The 17466-nt window shown below is 64.4% G+C and carries 23 protein-coding genes; 12 read left to right on the plus strand and 11 right to left on the minus strand.

Translation table 11 applies throughout. The features are described 5' to 3' along the window. Positions 1–48: 48 nt before the first annotated feature. From B059_RS0103925 to B059_RS0103955, 7 genes are read left to right on the plus strand one after another with little or no spacing between them, the layout of a single operon-like run. A complete protein-coding gene (locus B059_RS0103925; RefSeq protein ID WP_018076940.1) occupies positions 49–948 on the plus strand; it encodes a hypothetical protein in 900 nt (299 codons plus the stop codon). Continuing rightward, positions 929–1981 (plus strand): homoserine O-succinyltransferase MetA, encoded by a 1053-nt coding sequence (metA, locus tag B059_RS0103930; protein ID WP_018076941.1) that lies wholly within the window; start codon positions 929–931, stop codon positions 1979–1981. The genes B059_RS0103925 and metA overlap by 20 nt, the downstream gene beginning before the upstream one ends. Further along, entirely contained in the window at positions 1978–3072 is a 1095-nt protein-coding gene (locus B059_RS0103935) for an MlaE family ABC transporter permease (protein WP_018076942.1), read from the plus strand. The genes metA and B059_RS0103935 overlap by 4 nt, the downstream gene beginning before the upstream one ends. After that, a complete protein-coding gene (locus B059_RS0103940; protein ID WP_018076943.1) occupies positions 3072–3839 on the plus strand; it encodes an ABC transporter ATP-binding protein in 768 nt (255 codons plus the stop codon). Before B059_RS0103935 ends, B059_RS0103940 begins: the two co-directional genes overlap by 1 nt. After that, positions 3829–4776, plus strand: a complete 948-nt coding sequence (locus B059_RS0103945; protein WP_018076944.1) for an MlaD family protein — start codon at positions 3829–3831, stop codon at positions 4774–4776. The genes B059_RS0103940 and B059_RS0103945 overlap by 11 nt, the downstream gene beginning before the upstream one ends. Further along, positions 4773–5378: an ABC-type transport auxiliary lipoprotein family protein gene (locus tag B059_RS0103950; RefSeq protein WP_018076945.1), complete on the plus strand. Its 606-nt coding sequence runs from the start codon at positions 4773–4775 to the stop codon at positions 5376–5378. The genes B059_RS0103945 and B059_RS0103950 overlap by 4 nt, the downstream gene beginning before the upstream one ends. A 47-nt stretch (positions 5379–5425) precedes the next feature. After that, positions 5426–5854, plus strand: a complete 429-nt coding sequence (locus B059_RS0103955; RefSeq protein WP_018076946.1) for a DUF4426 domain-containing protein — start codon at positions 5426–5428, stop codon at positions 5852–5854. A 57-nt stretch (positions 5855–5911) separates the two neighbouring features. Here the strand turns inward: B059_RS0103955 and B059_RS0103960 are convergent, their stop codons facing one another. From B059_RS0103960 to B059_RS0103985, 6 genes are read right to left on the minus strand one after another with little or no spacing between them, the layout of a single operon-like run. After that, the gene (locus tag B059_RS0103960; RefSeq protein ID WP_018076947.1) at positions 5912–6592 is read right to left on the minus strand and encodes a sulfite exporter TauE/SafE family protein; all 681 of its coding nucleotides are present in this window, start codon (positions 6590–6592) and stop codon (positions 5912–5914) included. Next, complete coding sequence (locus B059_RS0103965; protein WP_038058088.1) at positions 6589–6909, minus strand: type II toxin-antitoxin system RelE/ParE family toxin; 321 nt, start codon at positions 6907–6909, stop codon at positions 6589–6591. Before B059_RS0103965 ends, B059_RS0103960 begins: the two co-directional genes overlap by 4 nt. Positions 6910–6918: 9 nt before the next feature. After that, positions 6919–7134 carry an addiction module protein gene (locus B059_RS0103970; RefSeq protein ID WP_018076949.1) on the minus strand — a complete coding sequence of 72 codons (216 nt, stop codon included), beginning with the start codon at positions 7132–7134 and terminating at the stop codon, positions 6919–6921. A gap of 17 nt (positions 7135–7151) precedes the next feature. Next, positions 7152–8456, minus strand: coding sequence for an AmpG family muropeptide MFS transporter (locus B059_RS0103975; RefSeq protein WP_018076950.1), 1305 nt, complete (start codon positions 8454–8456; stop codon positions 7152–7154). Between the two features lie 37 nt (positions 8457–8493). Beyond that, positions 8494–8886, minus strand: coding sequence for a type II toxin-antitoxin system death-on-curing family toxin (locus B059_RS0103980; RefSeq protein ID WP_018076951.1), 393 nt, complete (start codon positions 8884–8886; stop codon positions 8494–8496). Then, the gene (locus tag B059_RS0103985) at positions 8887–9111 is read right to left on the minus strand and encodes an AbrB/MazE/SpoVT family DNA-binding domain-containing protein (RefSeq protein ID WP_018076952.1); all 225 of its coding nucleotides are present in this window, start codon (positions 9109–9111) and stop codon (positions 8887–8889) included. Between the two features lie 241 nt (positions 9112–9352). Here B059_RS0103985 and B059_RS0103990 point away from each other — a divergent pair, with 241 nt between their 5' ends. Beyond that, the gene (locus B059_RS0103990) at positions 9353–9616 is read left to right on the plus strand and encodes a CopG family ribbon-helix-helix protein (RefSeq protein ID WP_018076953.1); all 264 of its coding nucleotides are present in this window, start codon (positions 9353–9355) and stop codon (positions 9614–9616) included. Beyond that, complete coding sequence (locus B059_RS0103995; protein WP_018076954.1) at positions 9606–9881, plus strand: type II toxin-antitoxin system RelE/ParE family toxin; 276 nt, start codon at positions 9606–9608, stop codon at positions 9879–9881. The genes B059_RS0103990 and B059_RS0103995 overlap by 11 nt, the downstream gene beginning before the upstream one ends. Positions 9882–9931: 50 nt before the next feature. Here the strand turns inward: B059_RS0103995 and B059_RS0104000 are convergent, their stop codons facing one another. Next, a complete protein-coding gene (locus tag B059_RS0104000) occupies positions 9932–10993 on the minus strand; it encodes a type IIL restriction-modification enzyme MmeI (RefSeq protein WP_018076955.1) in 1062 nt (353 codons plus the stop codon). A 38-nt stretch (positions 10994–11031) separates the two neighbouring features. Further along, the gene (locus B059_RS0104005) at positions 11032–11811 is read right to left on the minus strand and encodes an exodeoxyribonuclease III (RefSeq protein WP_018076956.1); all 780 of its coding nucleotides are present in this window, start codon (positions 11809–11811) and stop codon (positions 11032–11034) included. 28 nt (positions 11812–11839) lie between these two features. Between B059_RS0104005 and pyrE the strand changes: the two genes are divergently transcribed. Continuing rightward, positions 11840–12478 (plus strand): orotate phosphoribosyltransferase, encoded by a 639-nt coding sequence (gene pyrE, locus B059_RS0104010; protein ID WP_018076957.1) that lies wholly within the window; start codon positions 11840–11842, stop codon positions 12476–12478. Next, a complete protein-coding gene (locus B059_RS0104015) occupies positions 12468–13064 on the plus strand; it encodes a DUF4124 domain-containing protein (protein WP_018076958.1) in 597 nt (198 codons plus the stop codon). The genes pyrE and B059_RS0104015 overlap by 11 nt, the downstream gene beginning before the upstream one ends. A gap of 51 nt (positions 13065–13115) precedes the next feature. On the opposite strand, the gene gatB is transcribed toward B059_RS0104015, so the two are convergent. From gatB to gatC, 3 genes are read right to left on the minus strand one after another with little or no spacing between them, the layout of a single operon-like run. Next, on the minus strand, positions 13116–14546 hold the full coding sequence (gene gatB / locus B059_RS0104020) for an Asp-tRNA(Asn)/Glu-tRNA(Gln) amidotransferase subunit GatB (protein WP_018076959.1): 1431 nt from the start codon (positions 14544–14546) through the stop codon (positions 13116–13118). Further along, positions 14546–16003 (minus strand): Asp-tRNA(Asn)/Glu-tRNA(Gln) amidotransferase subunit GatA, encoded by a 1458-nt coding sequence (gatA, locus tag B059_RS0104025; protein WP_018076960.1) that lies wholly within the window; start codon positions 16001–16003, stop codon positions 14546–14548. Before gatA ends, gatB begins: the two co-directional genes overlap by 1 nt. Positions 16004–16011: 8 nt before the next feature. Beyond that, positions 16012–16299: an Asp-tRNA(Asn)/Glu-tRNA(Gln) amidotransferase subunit GatC gene (gene gatC, locus B059_RS0104030; protein ID WP_018076961.1), complete on the minus strand. Its 288-nt coding sequence runs from the start codon at positions 16297–16299 to the stop codon at positions 16012–16014. A gap of 103 nt (positions 16300–16402) precedes the next feature. On the opposite strand from gatC, the gene B059_RS0104035 reads away from it, so the two are divergent. Continuing rightward, positions 16403–17446 carry a rod shape-determining protein gene (locus tag B059_RS0104035; RefSeq protein ID WP_018076962.1) on the plus strand — a complete coding sequence of 348 codons (1044 nt, stop codon included), beginning with the start codon at positions 16403–16405 and terminating at the stop codon, positions 17444–17446. The last annotated feature ends 20 nt before the right edge of the window (positions 17447–17466 follow it).

Consider the following 17466-nt stretch of genomic DNA (forward strand, 5'->3'; position numbering starts at 1 on the left):
GGGTGGCTTTTCGGTAGGCTTCGCGCTAATTACACGAAAACCAGCCCCATGCATTTCAGCCCTGAAACCTTCCGCGCCTGGCCGACCAAGCGCATCACCCTGCTCGGCATGTCCGGTGTCGGCAAGACGCATATCTCGTCGATGCTGCGCGGTCACGACTGGTTCCATTTTTCCGGCGACTACCGCATCGGCACGCGCTATCTCGACGAGCCGATTCTGGATCTCATCAAACAGCAGGCGATGCAGGTGCCCTTCCTGCGCGACCTCCTGCGCAACGACTGGATCGACATCAAGAACAACATCAAGATCCACGATCTCGGCCCGGTGCTCACCTTCGTCGGCAAGCTCGGTGGACCGGGGTGGGGTGGCCTCTCGCTGGCCGAGTTCTCGCGCCGCCAGGCGGCGTATCGCGATGCCGAAATCGCCGCCATGCGCGACGTGCCGGGCTTTATCCGCAAGGGCCAGGAAATCTATGGCTATCCGCACTTCGTCAATGACGTCGGCGGCAGTCTGTGCGAGCTGGATGAACCCGGCGTGGTCGAGCTTCTGGCGGAGCACACGCTGATCCTCTACATCCAGACCACCACCCGCGAAGAGGAGGACACGCTGATCAAGCGCGCGCAGTCCGATCCCAAGCCGCTGTATTTCCGCCCGGCTTTTCTGGCCGAGCACTTGCCGCTCTATCTCAGGGAAAAAGGCCTCGAATTCGTGGCCGAGGTCGAGCCGGACGATTTCGCGCGCTGGGTGTTCCCGCGCCTGTTCCATTCGCGCATTCCGCGCTACGAGGCGATCGCCCGGCCGCACGGCTACACGGTGACCTCGCAGGAGGTGGCGCAGGTGCGCGACGAACGCGATTTCCTGGCGCTGCTGGAAGCGGCCATCGCAAGGAAAGCAACAGGGGCCGGGAGCCGGGAGCCAGGGAGGGCGAATGCCGCTGGTCGCGCATAACGCCCTGCCCACTTTCGACCGCCTGCGCCGCGACGGCATGACGGTGCTGGAGACCGGCCGCGCGGCCCGGCAGGAAATCCGCGAGCTGCACGTCGGCCTGCTGAACATGATGCCGGATGCCGCGCTGGAGGCGACCGAGCGGCAGTTCTACCGGCTGGTCGGCGAATCCAACCCGATCGCGCAGTTCTACATGCATCCCTTCACCCTGCCGACGCTGCCGCGCGGCGATGCAGCACAGGGGCACATCGCACAGTTTTACGAAAGCTTCGACGCCATCCGCGAGAAGGGACTGGATGCGCTCATCATCACCGGCGCCAACGTCAGCCATCCCAACCTCGCCGACGAACCGTTCTGGCAGCCGCTGATCGAAGTGATCGACTGGGCCTGGGACAATGTCACCTCGACCCTGTGCTCGTGCCTCGCCACTCATGCGGTGATGCAGTTCCGCCACGGCCATGCGCGGGTGAAGCAGGCGGAGAAGGTATGGGGCGTGTTCGAGCATCGCGTCACCGACGGCCGCCATCCGCTGGTGGCCGACGTCAATACCCGCTTCGACGTGCCGCATTCGCGCTGGAACGACGTCTCGCGCGCGCAGTTCGAGGCGGCGGGGGTCAAAGTGCTGGTCGAAAGCGCGGAAGCGGGCGTACATCTGGCGGTGAGCCATGACGGCCTGCGCACCGTGTTCTTCCAGGGGCATCCCGAATACGACACCATTTCCCTGCTGAAGGAATACAAGCGCGATCTGCTGCTCGCCGCCGCCGGCAAGCTGCCGGCGTTGCCGCCGTTTCCGGTACGCTATTTCGGCCGTCAGGCGCAGGCACTGCTGGACGAGTTCGGCAGCCGCATGCAGGCGGGCGAGGCGCTGGCTTTCCCCGAAGCGCACCTGCTGCCGCTGCTCGACAACACCTGGCACGATACCGCCGAGGCTGTGATCGGCAACTGGATCGGCTGCGTCTACCAGGTCACCCACCGCGAACGCAGCCTGCCTTTCATGCCGGGCATCGATCCCGATAATCCATTGGGCCTGGAGTGACGGAAGCCCACGCGCACTTTGACGAAGCCGATGACGCGCTGATCGCCAGCGGCGACTGGCATGCCGGGACCGCGCCGGCCTTGCCCAGGCTGGGCGGCAAAACGGTGCGCGTCCTCGACGGCGCCGGCATCACCCGGCTCGATATCAACGGCGCCTGGCTGCTGCTGACCGCGGCCCGCCCGCAGGCCGGCGACCCGATGCCCGAGCTGCGCGCGTTCCAGCCGCAGCATCGGGCGATGCTGCAACTGGTGGCGCAGCACAGCGCGGCCACCGCCGCGCAGGCCGAGCCGCAGTGCGAAGGCGTGCGTGAAGCTACCGGGCGCGGTACGCTGGCGATGTGGGGGCATGTCGTCGGCCTCATCGGTTTCATCGGCCACCTGTTCGTCGAGCTGATGGCCCTGATGGGCCACCCGGGGCGCTGGCGCTGGCGGGAATTCGGTGCCCAGGTGAGTTCGGTGTTCGTCGGCGCGATTCCCATCGTGGCCGGGATGCTGTTCCTGCTCGGCGTGGTGTTCGCCTACCTGCTGGGGGACCAGGCGCAGCAATATGGCGCCAACATCTTTGTCGTCGACGGCCTGTTGCTGGCGATCCTGCGCGAAATCTCACCGGTCATCGTTGCCGTCCTGGTGGCCGGGCGCACCGGCGCGGCTATCACTGCGCAGATCGGCACCATGAAAATCACCGAGGAGATCGACGCCATCGCCACGCTCGGCCTGTCGCCGCTGGCGGTGCTGGTGATTCCGCGCATCGTCGCCCTGCTGCTCGCGATGCCGCTACTGGTCTTCATCGGCGACATCGCCGGCATCGCCGGCGGCATGGTGATCGCGCAGGAGCAGCTGGATATCTCGCGTCACATGTTCATCGACCGCATGGTCGACGTGATCCTGCCGAAAACCCTGCTGGTGGGCCTGCTCAAGGCGCCGGTGTTTGCTCTTTTCATCGCGTTGATCGCCTGCCGCATGGGACTTTCGGTCACCCGCGACGCGCGCAGCGTCGGCGCCAACACCACCTCCACCGTGGTGCAGAGCCTGGTCGCCATCATCATCCTCAACGCCATTTTCGCCGTCATGTTCGTGAAGCTGGAAATCTGATGGCCGAACCCGTCATCGACGTCCGCGATGTCTCCACCACACTGGGCGGGCACAGCATCCATCGTGGCCTCAGCCTGTCGGTGGCGCGCGGCGAAGTGGTCGCGCTGATCGGTGGCAGCGGCACCGGAAAATCGGTATTGCTGCGTGAGATCATCGGCCTGTTGCGGCCGCAGGTGGGACGCATCGAGCTGTTCGGACAATCGGTGTGGGACAGCACGCCAGCGCAGATGAATGCGCTGCGCCGGCGCTTCGGCGTGCTGTTCCAGGATGGCGCACTGTTCTCCTCCCTCAGCGTGGAGGACAACGTCGCCACGCCGCTGTTCGAGCACACCGATCTGCCGCACGCCACCTGCCGCCGCCTGGCGCGGCTGAAGCTGGCACTGGCCGGTTTGCCGGCGGACGCCGCCGGCAAACGCCCGAGCGAGTTGTCGGGCGGCATGCGCAAGCGGGTGGCGCTGGCGCGCGCGCTGGCACTCGACCCGGAATTGCTTTTCCTCGACGAGCCGACGTCCGGCCTCGACCCGATTTCGGCGCGCGCGTTCGACTCGCTGATCCGGCTGCTGGCCGACAGCCTCGGGCTCACCGTATTCCTTGTCACCCATGACTTGGATACACTGTTTTCGATTATCGATCGCGTCATCGTGCTGTCGGATGGCCGCGTGCTCGGCAGCGGAACGCTGACCGAACTGAAGCAAATCGACGATCCGTGGCTGCGCGATTACTTTGCCGCACGGGCGCCGGATGGAGAAGCCGCGCATGGAAAATGAAGGCCGCTATACCCTGGTCGGCACGCTGGTGCTGGCAGTGATCGCGCTGATGACGCTGGCCATCGTGTGGTTGGTGGGAGCGGCGGATCAGATTGCGTATCAGACCTACACCATTTATTTCAAGCAGCAGTCGCTCGACGGCCTGGCGGTCGGCAGCCCGGTGAAAATGCGCGGCATCAAGGTGGGTGTGGTCGACAGCTACCGTTTTGTCCGGGGTGGCGACGAGGCCGTTAGCGTCACCGCGCGCATCGACGAAGGCGTACCGGTGCACACCGGCGCCGCGGCTTACATCAAGCGTAATCTGGTCACCGGCATCGCTGCCGTCGAAATCAACAATGGCCCGAGCGACGGTGCCCTGCTGAGTGAGGCTCCCCAGGGTGAACGCTATCCGGTCATCGCCGAGGGCAGCTCCGATCTCGACAAGGTCGCCACCGCCATCTCGCGGCTGGCGCTTAGCGGTGCGCAGGTACTGGAAAAAATGGACACGCTGCTGTCGGAAAACAACCAGCATGCCATCAGCCAGACGCTCGCCAACCTCAACGAGCTGTCCGGCCATCTCGTCGCCAACAAGCAGAGTCTCGACGCCGCGGTACAGGGCATCCGCGACGCCGCCGATGAGTTCCGCTTCGCCGGCGCTAGCATCGGCCAGGTCGCCACCCGGGCCGAAGGCAGCATCGTCGGCGTCGGAAACAGCGCCGAGGCCGCATTGCAAGAAGCCAGGGTGGCGATGGAAAAGCTGCAACGCGACGCCAGCCTGATTTCCGGACAGATCCAACAGCTCACCGAAACCGGTACGCTGGAAATGACCAATGTCAGCCGCGATGTGCGCACCAGCGCCGATGTACTCACCACCGCCGGGCAGCGCCTGTCCAACCCGCGCACCATCCTGTTCGGCCCGGGTCAGCAGCAGCTCGGCCCCGGAGAAAAACTGCCATGAAAAGACGCCTCGCGCCGGTCGTGCTCGCATTCACCCTGACGGGCTGCGTCAATTTCGGCGAGCAGCCGAATGCCCCTGCGATGGTGTATTACGTGCTGGCAGACCCTGCTCCTTCGCCCGTCGTCGCCCCCGTTCGCAGTGGCGCCGGCCCTACCCTGCTGGTGCTCGACACCACCACCGGCAGCTTTTACGACACCGACCAGCTGGTATTCAGCCGCAGCGTCGGCACCCGTGGCCAGTACCAGTATGCGCGCTGGACCGAACGTCCCGGCAAGCGCTTCGCCGACCTCATGCGTGTGCGGCTCGACCGCCAGGGCGCCTGGCAGGTCAGTGCCGCCGGCGGCTATGTGCGCGGCGATGTGTTGCTGGATACGGTACTAATGGAGTTCTATCACGACGCCGCCAGCGCGCCGGGGCAGGTGCGGCTGATGCTGCGCGCCGAACTGGTCGATCTGAAGCAACGTAAGCTGCTGGGGCGGCGCGTCTTCGAGCAGCAGGTGCCGGTTCCGACCTACGATGCCGCCGGCGCCGCCGAGGCCTCCAGCCTGGCCGTCAGCCGTGCACTCGACGACCTGACTGCCTGGCTCGCCACGTTTCAATAAGCGCCTACAATTCGGGTAGCATCGCCCACAATAAAAGGAGAGTCACTATGAAACGTCTGCTTGCCGCCCTGTGCCTGAGCTCCATCGCCGTTGCCGCCCATGCCGAAATCTCGCAGAAATTCGGCCCGCTGGAAATTCACTACAACGCACTCACCACCGACGAACTGCTACCCGAGGTTGCGCGCGCCTACAAGATCGAGCGCAGCAAGACGCGCGGCCTGGTGACGATGTCGGTGCTGAAGCAGAACAAGGTCGGCGTGCCGACGCCGGTTCCGGCCAAGATCGCCGTCTATGCCACCAATCTCAACCAGCAGCTGGGTCACGTGACCATGCGCGAAATCAAGGAAGGCACCGCCATTTACTATCTGGGCGAATTCCGCGTCACCCCGCCGGACACCCTGAAATTCACCGCCAGCGTCGAAGTGGCGGGCGAGCCCAAGCGTGAAATGGTGTTCGAGCAGAAGTTCTACAAGTAAACCCGAGCCCCCCGCGCCCCGCCAGCCGGGGCTGTTTTTTTGTGTATCGGGGGCCGTTCAGGGCTTCGAGAAGACCGGATAGATCAGCGTCAGCAGGCCCCACACGCCGAAACCCGCCACTGTCAGCCCGGCGGCGCGGCGTACCCAGCGCTGTTGCATGAAAGGCTGGAGCTGCCGTGCGAACAGCCCCATGCCCAACAGGTTCGGCAGCGTGCCGAGACCGAATGCCAGCATTAGCGCCGCGCCCGAGGTGGCGCTGCCGGCCGCCAGCGCCGACACCAGAACCGAGTAGACCAGCCCGCACGGCAGCCAGCCCCAGGCCATGCCCGCCAGCACCGCCTGCGGCAGCGACTTCACCGGCAGCAGTTTCTGGAACAGCGGCTTCACCTTCTTCCACAGCGCGCCGCCGGCGCGCTCGAACACCAGCACCCATTGATTGAAACCGGCCAGATACAGGCCGAGCAGGATCATCACCAACTGCGCCAGCACGAACAGCGCGGTCTGCACCGGCATGAATCCGGCCAGCTTCAGCGTGGCGCCCAGCGCCCCGGCGAGTGCGCCGAACATGACGTAGGATGACACCCGCCCCAGGTTGTAGGCCAGATGCATCCTGAACGGCGGCGTGCTGCCGTCGGCGCGGAAGGAAAATGCCGCGACGATGCCGCCGCACATGCCGACGCAATGCACGCCACCGAGAAGGCCGGCGAGCAGGGCGGTGAGGAGGGAGAACTCGATCATTTTTTCGGTTGAGTTCGACGGGCGCCGAGCGTGCCGCGTATCGAACGGGGATTGCGACGGCAATCGAGTACGGCGAGGACGATCGCGGTATGGCCGTCGAAATTGTAGTAAATGGCAAACGGGAAACGCCTGGACAGGCAGCGGTGCAGACCTGCGAGGGGCTTGGGATGGATGCCTGCGTGCAGAGCCAGTGAATCGATGTCAGAAAACAGGCTGTCGAGAAAATACTGGCCGAGCCCAGCGGCCTGGATTTCGTAGAACTCGAAACCGATCAGCAAATCCCGTTCGGCAGATGCGCTGATCCGCACTAAATGCATGGGTGAGAATCAGCTTTCGGTGAGCTTGCGCAGCGTATTCTTGGCGGTGCTCCAGTCACGATGCTGGCCATCCGCCAACTCGTGCAGGCGCTCTTCCAGTACTTCAGCGTGCCACGGCGGACTCAATTCGGCCGCATCGTCGTGGCACAGCGAGTCCCACAAAGACTCCATCGCGGCCAGACGTTCGGCCAGGGGCAACTGGGAGAGGGTATCAAGGTTCGGCATGGCTAAAGGTTAGCACATCAGCCTGGGGGCTGTTGTCGCCCCACCAGCCACACCAGCACCAGCACCGGCACCCCGATCAGCGCCGTCCCGGTAAAGAAATTCGCCCAGCCCCAGGCGTCGACGAACTCGCCCGAGAAGCCCGCGATGAACTTGGGCAGCAGCAGCATCACCGAGGTGAACAGCGCGTACTGCGTGGCCGAATAGGCTTGATTCACCAGGCTGGACAGATAGGCCACGAACGCGGAGGAGGCGATGCCGGCGGAGAGGTTGTCGGCCGACACTGTGACCATCAGCGCGCTCACGTCGTGCCCGCGCCCGGCCAGCCAGACGAACAGCAGATTGGTCGCCGCCGACAGCACCGCGCCGAGAAACAGCGTGCGCATCACGCCCATGCGCATCACCAGCAGTCCGCCCGCCGCCGCGCCGGCGATGGTCATGATCACGCCGTAGACCTTGGACACCGTGGCGACCTCGTCCTTGGTGAAGCCCATCTCCTGGTAGAAGGGATTGCTCATCACCCCCATCACCACGTCGGAGATGCGGTAGACCGCGATCAGCGCCAGTATCGTCAACGCCTGCCACTTGAAGCGCGCAAAGAATTCGACGAAGGGCTGCACGAAGCTCGTCGCCAGCCAGGCGCCGAAGCCCTGCTCGGCGATGCGTGGCAGCGGCGCGGCGTGCGCGGGCTCGCGGATGATCAGCGTGGTGAGGATGCCGACCGCCATCAGCGCCGCCATCACCGTGTACGCCACCTGCCAGGGGCGGAAGTCGTAGCTGGCCTCGCTCGGATCGACGCTCGCCGCGATCCACAGCGCGCCCGCGCCGGCCGTGATCATCGCCAGGCGATAACCGGCCTGATAGGTCGCTGCCATCGCACCCTGCTTCTCGGTTTCCACAGCCTCGATGCGGTAGGCGTCGAGCGCGATGTCCTGCGTCGCCGAGGCGAACGCCACCGCCAGCGCGAAGAACACCGTATGTGTCAGGTTCAGCACCGGGTCGGTGTTCGCCATCCCCAGCAGTGCCAGCGCGATGCACACCTGCGACAGCAGCAGCCACGCCCGCCGCTTGCCCAACGTGCGGGTCAGGAGTGGCAGCGGCAGCCGGTCGACCAGCGGCGACCACAGGAACTTGAAGCCGTAGGCCAGCCCCACCCACGACAGGTGCCCGATCGTCGCGCGCGCGATGCCTGCCTCCGACAGCCAGAACGACAGCGTGCCCAGCACCAGCAAGAGCGGCAGCCCGGCCGAAAAGCCGAGAAACAGCATGCCGACGACGCGCGGGTGGGTGTAGACCTTGAGGGCGGTAAGCCAGGGGTGGGGCATGGTGAGCGGTGAGGGGTGAGTAGTAAGCGGTGAGGGGTCAGGTGCGCGGCGCGACGCGTTCGCGCAGCCAGGTGGCAAGCGTAGCTTCGTCCCATTCGCCGGCGGCGACGGCGAGCACGGCCAGCGTCGCTTCGGCCTGGCTGATATTCAGCCGCAGGCCGTTGACGTACAGAAACAGACCCAGCGCCAGAAAGGCGGCGCGCTTGTTGCCGTCCACGAATGGGTGATTCTTGGCGAGTCCGACACAGTAGGATGCCGCCAGTTCGCTGGCATCCGGCATCCCGTAGTGGGCGAGATTGAGCGGCCGTGCCAGTGCGGAGTCGAGCAGGCCTTCGTCACGCAGCCCCGGCAGGCCACCGTGCTCGGCCAGACTTTCGTCGTGCAGCAACAGCAGCGCGCGCTTATCAAACCATTTCCAGTTCTGCGCCACTTACTTCGCCAGTTCGTGGAAGGTGTCGCGGAAGTCGCGCATGAACGCGCGGCCTGCCTCGATCTGCTCTTCCAGGCTGGGGTCGTAGGGCGTCACCGCCACGCCGTCCGGCGTCTCGGTCAAAAACACCGTGTCGCCCTTTTCCAGCTTCAGCCGCGCCAGCACGTCCTTGGGCAGGATGAGGCCGACCGAATTGCCGATCTGGGTGAGTTTGAGCGCATGCATGATGGACTCCACAAGTTATAACGATTGTTATATTAGTCCTCGGTGCGGCGCAAGCCAAGGGTGGGGTGTGGGAGGCCGGAATACCCCTTCATACCGTGCGTACACGCCGCAGGCGCTCCGTTCTTTCCTGCTGTCGCACCCCACCGGGCAGATTGCGCGCAGGCGGTCGTGCTCTAGGCGGGTTGGCAGGATGATAGCGGTATGCTAGCTTGATGCTATATTCCGCTTCAAGGCGCCCACGATGAGCAGCGAAACCAAACCCCCGTCCAATAATCTGGCGCAATTCAACGTGCGCCTGCCCGCCGAACTCAAAGCCCGGCTGGAAAGCTACGCCCGAATGATTGACCGTCCCCAGGCCAGCGTGGCGAGCGAGGCGTTGGCCGATTATCTCGATTGGCGTGTCCCGCAAATCGAGGCGTTGAAGCAGGCCATTGCATCGGCCGATCAGGGGAAATTCGCAAGCGCGGACGAGGTGGAGCAGTTCTTCAAGCGTTATGAAGCTTAAGTGGACGCTCGACGCCCTGGCCGATCTGCAAACTATTCTGGATTACATCAAACAGGACAATCCCCAGGCAGCCCAGGCCCTTGCGGCAGGCTTCAAGCACACCGCCGAACATCTGACCCAGCATCCGTTCATCGGCCGGCGCGGTGATCTCGACGGCACCCGCGAACTGATGCTGCATCGTAATTACCTGCTGACGTATCGCGTCAGCAGCGAGGCCGTCGAAATCCTGCAAATCTGGCACGTCGCGCAAAAGCGCTATCACTGAGATGTTTTGTAGCCGCACACGCCAGGCCTCTGCTATTCAAAATCTCAAAATCACAGGGCGACGGATTTTTTCCTGCCCCGCTTGGGTTGGGCGGCGGGCAGCAGCGACGTCAGCGCCTGGTAACACTGGAACAGGAAGGCTCCCCGTTCGGCGTCGTTCTTGAAACCGGTTTTACCGTATGCGCGGTCCACCGCGGCGTCGAGCTTCTGGTGCGCCTTCAGCAAGAGTGGCGGCATGCTCAGCGGATCGTAGAGGTCGGCGAGCGTGGCGCGGGGGAAGGCGGCGCGGGCGTCGAGCACGGCCTGGGCGGCGGTTTCGATGGTCTGCTGCGTCTTGTCGCCAGGCGCACCGGTTCCTTTTGCGTTGCAAGAAGAACATAAAGGCCAGGGGAAGTTGTTGTAGACGATGCCGGCGGAGTAGCGGTAATCACTTTTCAGTCTTCCACACAGCGCGCGTACCCAGGCCATGTGCATGGCTGAAGTCAGCACGCCGAAATGGTAGAGGGTGGCGTGGGAGACGATCTTGACCAGATTGCTGCCCAGGGTATCCGGCTGCAGGAAGCCAATTGGGATGTAATCGCGGCGTTCGGACGAAACTTCTGGAATCAGGAGGTAAGCCGAATCCGGCATGTTCTCGACGTGGAAGCGCGTCGGCGTATCGGCGAGCTTTTGCGTCGGCGCGGACTTGCTGGCCAGCCGAAAGCGGCGCACCGCTTCAACGCGTTTCATGGCCTCCGGCATTCGGCGCAGTTCGCCTGGCGGGCAGTCGCCCAGCCACAGGCACCAGCGCTCGTAGCCGTTGATGAATTCGTCCGCGCCCAGGCAGCGGCGGAAATACGCGGCTGCCTGCGGCTCGCGCAGCAGGAAGGCGTCGCGCGCTTCCGTCGTGAAGAGATAATTGCCGCCGTCGATGGGCTTGTTGCCGATGCCGATTCCCGGCACCGGACAGATCGGTACGCGGCGGTTCTCCAGCACCACATCCGGCGCATCCACCAGATACGGATTGATGTTGACCGCCTTCACAGCGTGCGGTTCGCCGCGAATGTCCGCGTATTCGTAGATCGTCTTTTCCGCCACCTCGCCCAGTCCGAAACCGACGATGACGCAATGCACCGCCCCCTTTTCCCCGTTGGATTTTTTTGAGTAGCGGGTTATGGGACGTAATCGTAATCGACAATCAGCGGTGCATGGTCGGAAAAGCGCTGGTCCTTGTAGACGCTGGCGGAGGTGGCTTTCGCCGCGATGCCGGGCGTCGCGATCTGGTAGTCGATGCGCCAGCCGACGTTCTTGGCCCAGGCCTGGCCGCGGTTGCTCCACCAGGTGTAGGCCTCGCCGGTGTGCTCGGGGTAGAGGCTGCGGTAGACGTCGACCCAGCCGAGCTCGTCGAACAGGCGCGTCATCCAGGCGCGTTCCTCGGGCAGGAAGCCGGAGTTCTTCTGGTTGGATTTCCAGTTCTTGAGGTCGATTTCCTGGTGGGCGATGTTCCAGTCGCCACAGATGACGATTTCGCGGCCGGATTTGATCAGCGCTTCGAGGTGCGGGAAGAACACGTCGAGGAAGCGGAACTTGGCCTGCTGGCGCTCCTTGCTGGAAGAACCGGAGGGCTGGTAGAGCGAGATGACGGCCAGGTTGCCGTAGTCGGCTTCGATATAGCGGCCCTCCTGGTCGAATTCCGGCACGTTCAGGCCTTCGATGATGCGCATCGGCGACCGGCGGGTGTAGACGCCGACGCCGCTGTAGCCCTTCTTCTCGGCGTAGTGAAAGGCGCCGGTGAGGCCATCGCACTGGATGAGTTCGGGCCGGAGGTCGGCGGCCTGCGCTTTCAGTTCCTGCACGCAGACGACGTCGGCGTTTTGCGCGGGTAGCCAGTCGAAGAAGCCCTTGGTGGCGGCGGAACGGATGCCGTTGAGGTTGGCCGATATAATTCGCATTGCGTTTTTATTCAAGAAAAGTCAGGAAATGTCCGATTACAAAGCCGAATTTGTGGAATTCGCTGTTGCGTCGCAGGTACTGTGTTTTGGCGAGTTCAGGACCAAGGCGGGGCGCATGAGCCCCTACTTCTTCAATGCGGGGCTGTTCAACGACGGCGACAAGCTGAAGCGACTGGGCGAATTTTACGCGAAAGCCATCGTCGACTCCGGCATCGCCTTCGACGTGCTGTTCGGGCCGGCGTACAAGGGGATCCCGCTGGCGGCGGGCATTGCGATCGCGCTGGCGGGGATGGGCAGGAACGTGCCATTCGCGTTCAACCGCAAGGAAGCCAAGGACCACGGCGAAGGCGGAACGGTGGTCGGCGCAGCGCTCACGGGGCGCGTGCTGATCGTCGACGATGTGATCTCGGCGGGCACCTCGGTGCGCGAGTCGGTGGAACTGATCCGCCACGCGGGCGCCGAACCGGCCGGCGTGGTGATCGCGCTGGACCGGATGGAGCGTGGCACCGGGGAGACATCCGCGGTGCAGGAAGTGCGCGAGCAGTATGGTATTCCGGTGGTGGCGGTGGCCACGCTGGACAATCTGGTGGAGTTTCTGGAACGTGATGCGGACAGACGACAAGCTTTGCAGGCTGTGGCCGGATACCGCGCCAAGTATGGCGTTTAGCGCGCTGCTGGCGGCCTTGCTGCTGGCCGCGGGCAGCGCGCACGCGGCGATGTACCGTTGGGTGGATGGCAATGGCCGCGTGCATTACAGCGACACCCTGCCGTCGAGTTACCAGAAAAACGGCGCTGCCGAGATGAACAAGCAGGGCAACATCATCCGGCGCACCCAGTCGGAAGCGGAGCGCCGTGCCGAAGCCGAGCGCCAGTCCGAGCAAAAACGCCTCCTGCAGGAGCAGAATAAACAGGCGCAACTCGATCGTGCGTTGACCTCGACCTACACTACCGAAGCGGAAATCGATCTGGCGCGCGATCGCGCACTGGAACACCACAAGCTGGCGATCAAGGGCGCTGAAATCCGCGGCAAGGCGGTGGATGCGAACCTGGCCGATTTGAGGACGCGTATCGCCCAAATCGAGAAGGCAGGCCGCAAGGTGGGGGAGGGGCTGACGGAGCAACTGGAGCAGGCCACCCGGGAACAGCAGGAATTGAAGCGCACCATCCAGAGCAACGAAGAGGCGATGGAGAAGGTGCGCGAAAAATACGCGGCCGACAAGGTGCGCTTCGTTGAGTTGTCGGGCAAGCAGTAAGGAACGGCATCGGAAAAGCGGCCTGGCCGGATATCCGGCCAGGCCGCTTTTTCAATTCTGCAGTTTGGCCTTCAGCAGCGTGTTGACCTGCGCCGGGTTGGCCTTGCCGCGGCTGGCCTTCATGACCTGGCCGATCAGCGCGTTGAACGCCTTGTCCTTGCCGGAACGGAATTCCTCGACCGATTTTTGATTCGCGGCGAGCACCTCGTCGATGATCTTCTCCAGTTCGCCGGAGTCGGACATCTGCTTGAGGCCGCGCGCCTCGATGATGGCGTCGACTTCGCCGGCGCCTTCCCACAGCCCTTCGAACACCTGCCTGGCGAGCTTGCCGGACAGCGTGCCGTCCTGGATGCGCGCGATCAGTGCGCCGAGCCGGGCGGCGGAGACGGGGCTTTGGCCGATGTCGAGCTCGGCCTTGTTCAGGGCGGCCGCGAGTTCGCCCATCACCCAGTTGGCGGCGAGCTTGCCCTGGCCGCAGGTTTTCGCAACCGCCTCGAAATAGTCGGCGAGCGCGCGCGAGCCGGTGAGTACCGCCGCGTCGTAGGCCGACACGCCGTAGTCGCGCTGGAAGTGCGCCTGCATCGCGGCGGGCAGTTCGGGCAGCACGGCGCGCACGGATTCGATCCAGGCGTCGTCGAGTTTCACCGGCAGCAGGTCGGGATCGGGGAAGTAGCGGTAGTCGTGCGCGTCTTCCTTGCTGCGCATCATGCGGGTCTCGCCGGTGTCGGGGTCGAACAGCACGGTGGCCTGCTCGATGCGGCCGCCGTCTTCCAGCGTCTCGATCTGCCAGCGCACCTCGTAGTCGATCGCCTGCTGCAGAAACTTGAATGAGTTGAGGTTCTTGATCTCGCGCCGGGTGCCGAATTCGGCCTGTCCGACCGGGCGCACCGAGACGTTGGCGTCGACGCGGAAGCTGCCTTCCTGCATGTTGCCGTCGCAGATGCCGATCCAGGTGACCAGCGTATGCAGCGCACGGGCATAGGCGACGGCTTCAGCCGAGGAGCGCATCTCCGGCTCGGAGACGATCTCCAGCAGCGGCGTGCCGGCGCGGTTGAGGTCGATCCCGGTCATGCCGTGGAAATCCTCGTGCAGCGACTTGCCGGCGTCCTCTTCCATGTGGGCGCGGGTGAGATGGATCGTCTTTTCCTCGCCGTCGACGGCGATGGTCAGCGCGCCGCCCTCGACGATGGGCTTGGCGAGCTGGCTGATCTGGTAGCCCTTGGGAAGATCAGGATAGAAGTAGTTCTTGCGGTCGAACACGTTGACACGGTTGAGCGTCGCGCCGATGGCGAGGCCGAACCTGATCGCGCATTCCACCGCGCCCTTGTTCAATACCGGCAGCACGCCGGGCAGCGCGATATCGACCGCGCTCGCCTGGGTGTTGGGCGCGGCACCGAAGGCGGTGCTGCTGCCGGAAAAAATCTTGGATTTTGTGGCGAGCTGGGTGTGGACCTCCAGCCCGATAACGGTCTCCCACTTCATTATTTCAACCCCTCCGGTTGACGGCTGTGCCAGTCGGTCGCGCGCTGGTACTGATGCGCGACGTTGAGCATTTTCGCTTCGCTGAAGTAATTGCCGACCAGCTGCAGACCGATCGGCAGGCCTTGCGAATCGAAGCCGCACGGCAGCGACATGCCGGGCAGGCCGGCGAGGTTGGCGGGGATGGTGTAGAGGTCGTTGAGATACATCTCGACCGGATCGCCGGACTTCTCGCCCAGCCTGAACGCGGTGCCGGGCGCGGTGGGGCCGAGGATGACGTCGCAGGCCTTGAATGCCTCGGCGAAATCGTCGGCGATCAGGCGGCGGATTTTCTGCGCCTGCAGGTAGTAGGCGTCGTAATAGCCGTGGGAAAGCACGTAGGTGCCGATCAGGATACGGCGCTTGACCTCGTCGCCGAAGCCCTGCGCGCGGGTCTTGCTGTACATGTCGTCGAGGCTGGCGTAGTCCGGCGCGCGGTAGCCGTAGCGCACGCCGTCGAAGCGCGACAGGTTGGACGAGGCCTCGGCCGGCGCCAGCACGTAGTAGACGGGAATGGCGAGCCTGGAATTGGCGAGCGAGATATCGACCGTCGTCGCGCCGAGCGTCTTCAGTTCGTTGACGGCGGCTTCGACCGCCGCGGCAACCTCGCTGTTGAGGCCCTCGGCGAAGAATTCGCGCGGCAGGCCGACGCGCAGGCCGCTCAAGGGTTTTTCCAGGTCGCGCGTGTAGTCCTCTTTCGCGCGCTCGAGGCTGGTCGAGTCGTTGGGATCGAAGCCGGTCATCACGTTCAGCAGCAGCGCACAGTCCTCGGCCGAGGGCGCCATCGGGCCCGCCTGGTCGAGGCTGGAGGCGAACGCGATCATGCCGTAGCGTGATACCAGGCCGTAGGTGGGCTTGAGACCGGTGATGCCGGTGAGCGCGGCCGGCTGGCGGATCGAGCCGCCGGTGTCGGTGCCGGTGGCGGCCGGCGCCATGCGCGCGGCGACGCAGGCGGCGGCGCCGCCGGACGACCCGCCCGGCACATAGGCCGGGTTCCAGGGATTCTTCACCGCGCCGAAATAACTGGTTTCGTTGGACGAGCCCATGGCGAATTCATCCATGTTGGTCTTGCCCAGGCTCGGCATGCCGGCGGCCTTGAAGCGCTGGATCACGTGCGCGTCGTAGGGCGCGACGAAGTTGGACAGCATTTTCGAGCCGCAGGTGGTGAGCCAGCCGTCGGTGCAGAAGATGTCCTTGTGGGCGATCGGCACGCCGGTCAGCGGGCCGTTCTTCCCGGCGGCGATCAGCGCATCGGCGGCGGCGGCCTCAAGCAGGGTCTTCTCGGGATCGACCGTGATGAAGGCGTTGATCGCCGGATTGAGCGCGGCGATGCGGTCGAGGTAGATCCGGGCGAGTTCGCGGCTGGAAATCTGCTTGTCGGCAAGCTGCGCGGCAAGTGCGGAAAGGGACGTGTCGGACATGGTTGGACTTACTCGATGACTTTGGGCACGAGGTAGAGGCCGTTCTCGACCGCCGGTGCCACGGCCTGGAAAGCGGCGTGGCGGTCGGTTTCGGTCACCGCGTCGTCGCGCAGGCGCTGGGTGACCTCCTGCGCGTGCGCCATCGGGGCGATTCCATCGGTGTTCACCGCCTGCATGCTGGCGATGAGATCAAAAATGCTGTTGAGCCGGGCCTGGGTGGCCTGCGCCTGCGCATCGTCGATTTCTATGCGCGCAAGGCGGGCGATGCGCTTGACGTCGTCCGGGGTGAGGGACATGGTGGAAGCACCTGATGACTTACGGGAACGAAGCCCGTTAGGGTATCATAGGCCCCTTGTTTTTTCTGCCCTTTCGCCCGTTTGTGCGGGCGCAGCCGCCACTATGTTCAAGTTCCTGACCAGCTACTTTTCAACCGATCTGGCGATCGACCTCGGTACCGCCAACACGCTGATCTATGTGCGTGACCGCGGTATCGTGCTGGACGAGCCCTCGGTGGTGTCGATCCGCACCGATGCGTCGGGCAGTGGCAAGAAGACCGTGCAGGCGGTGGGCGCGGAAGCCAAACAGATGCTGGGCCGCACCCCGGGCAACCTGCAGGCGATCCGGCCGATGAAGGACGGCGTGATCGCCGACTTCACCGTCACCGAGCAGATGCTCAAGTACTTTATCAAGAAAGTACACGATACCCGCATGCTGCGCCCCAGCCCCCGCATCATCATCTGCGTGCCGTGCGGCTCGACCCAGGTGGAGCGCCGCGCGATCCGCGAATCGGCGATCGGCGCCGGCGCGAGGCAGGTCTATCTGATCGAGGAGCCGATGGCGGCGGCGATCGGCGCCGGCATGCCGGTGGCCGATGCCACCGGTTCGATGGTGGTCGACATCGGAGGCGGCACCACCGAGGTCGGCGTGATTTCGCTCGGCGGCGTGGTCTATGCCAATTCGGTGCGGGTCGGCGGCGACCGCATGGACGAAGCCATCATCAGCTATATCCGCCGCAACTACGGCATGCTGATCGGCGAGGCCACGGCCGAACTGATCAAGAAAAAAATGGGATCGGCCTTTCCCGGCGCCGAAGTGATGGAAATGGAAGTCAAGGGCCGCAGCCTGGCCGAAGGCGTGCCGCGCAGCTTCAATGTGTCGTCGAATGAAATCCTCGAGGCGCTGACCGAGCCGCTCAATGCCATCGTCAGCGCAGTCAAGCAGGCGCTGGAACAGACCCCGCCGGAACTGGGTGCCGATATCGCCGAGCGCGGCATGGTGCTGACCGGCGGCGGCGCGCTGCTGCGCGATCTCGATCGCCTGCTAATGGAAGAAACCGGCCTGCCGGTGATCGTCGCCGATGACCCGCTGACCTGCGTGGTGCGCGGTTCCGGCCGTGCGCTGGAAGAGATGGACAAGCTGGCATCGGTGTTCACCAACGAGTGAGCGTGGCTGTGCGGCATCCC

The organism is Thiobacillus denitrificans DSM 12475 (genome assembly GCF_000376425.1).
GTDB lineage: Bacteria > Pseudomonadota > Gammaproteobacteria > Burkholderiales > Thiobacillaceae > Thiobacillus > Thiobacillus denitrificans.

Bases quoted from the DNA above. Each gene is read 5' to 3' on its own strand.
- B059_RS0103925 (WP_018076940.1), top strand. From the start codon at position 49: ATGCATTTCAGCCCTGAAACCTTCCGCGCCTGGCCGACCAAGCGCATC.
- metA (WP_018076941.1), top strand. From the start codon at position 929: ATGCCGCTGGTCGCGCATAACGCCCTGCCCACTTTCGACCGCCTGCGC.
- B059_RS0103940 (WP_018076943.1), top strand. From the start codon at position 3,072: ATGGCCGAACCCGTCATCGACGTCCGCGATGTCTCCACCACACTGGGC.
- B059_RS0103945 (WP_018076944.1), top strand. From the start codon at position 3,829: ATGGAAAATGAAGGCCGCTATACCCTGGTCGGCACGCTGGTGCTGGCA.
- B059_RS0103950 (WP_018076945.1), top strand. From the start codon at position 4,773: ATGAAAAGACGCCTCGCGCCGGTCGTGCTCGCATTCACCCTGACGGGC.
- B059_RS0103955 (WP_018076946.1), top strand. From the start codon at position 5,426: ATGAAACGTCTGCTTGCCGCCCTGTGCCTGAGCTCCATCGCCGTTGCC.
- B059_RS0103960 (WP_018076947.1), bottom strand. From the start codon at position 6,592: ATGATCGAGTTCTCCCTCCTCACCGCCCTGCTCGCCGGCCTTCTCGGT.
- B059_RS0103965 (WP_038058088.1), bottom strand. From the start codon at position 6,909: ATGCATTTAGTGCGGATCAGCGCATCTGCCGAACGGGATTTGCTGATC.
- B059_RS0103970 (WP_018076949.1), bottom strand. From the start codon at position 7,134: ATGCCGAACCTTGATACCCTCTCCCAGTTGCCCCTGGCCGAACGTCTG.
- B059_RS0103975 (WP_018076950.1), bottom strand. From the start codon at position 8,456: ATGCCCCACCCCTGGCTTACCGCCCTCAAGGTCTACACCCACCCGCGC.
- B059_RS0103985 (WP_018076952.1), bottom strand. From the start codon at position 9,111: ATGCATGCGCTCAAACTCACCCAGATCGGCAATTCGGTCGGCCTCATC.
- B059_RS0103990 (WP_018076953.1), top strand. From the start codon at position 9,353: ATGAGCAGCGAAACCAAACCCCCGTCCAATAATCTGGCGCAATTCAAC.
- B059_RS0103995 (WP_018076954.1), top strand. From the start codon at position 9,606: ATGAAGCTTAAGTGGACGCTCGACGCCCTGGCCGATCTGCAAACTATT.
- B059_RS0104005 (WP_018076956.1), bottom strand. From the start codon at position 11,811: ATGCGAATTATATCGGCCAACCTCAACGGCATCCGTTCCGCCGCCACC.
- pyrE (WP_018076957.1), top strand. From the start codon at position 11,840: ATGTCCGATTACAAAGCCGAATTTGTGGAATTCGCTGTTGCGTCGCAG.
- B059_RS0104015 (WP_018076958.1), top strand. From the start codon at position 12,468: ATGGCGTTTAGCGCGCTGCTGGCGGCCTTGCTGCTGGCCGCGGGCAGC.
- gatB (WP_018076959.1), bottom strand. From the start codon at position 14,546: ATGAAGTGGGAGACCGTTATCGGGCTGGAGGTCCACACCCAGCTCGCC.
- gatA (WP_018076960.1), bottom strand. From the start codon at position 16,003: ATGTCCGACACGTCCCTTTCCGCACTTGCCGCGCAGCTTGCCGACAAG.
- gatC (WP_018076961.1), bottom strand. From the start codon at position 16,299: ATGTCCCTCACCCCGGACGACGTCAAGCGCATCGCCCGCCTTGCGCGC.
- B059_RS0104035 (WP_018076962.1), top strand. From the start codon at position 16,403: ATGTTCAAGTTCCTGACCAGCTACTTTTCAACCGATCTGGCGATCGAC.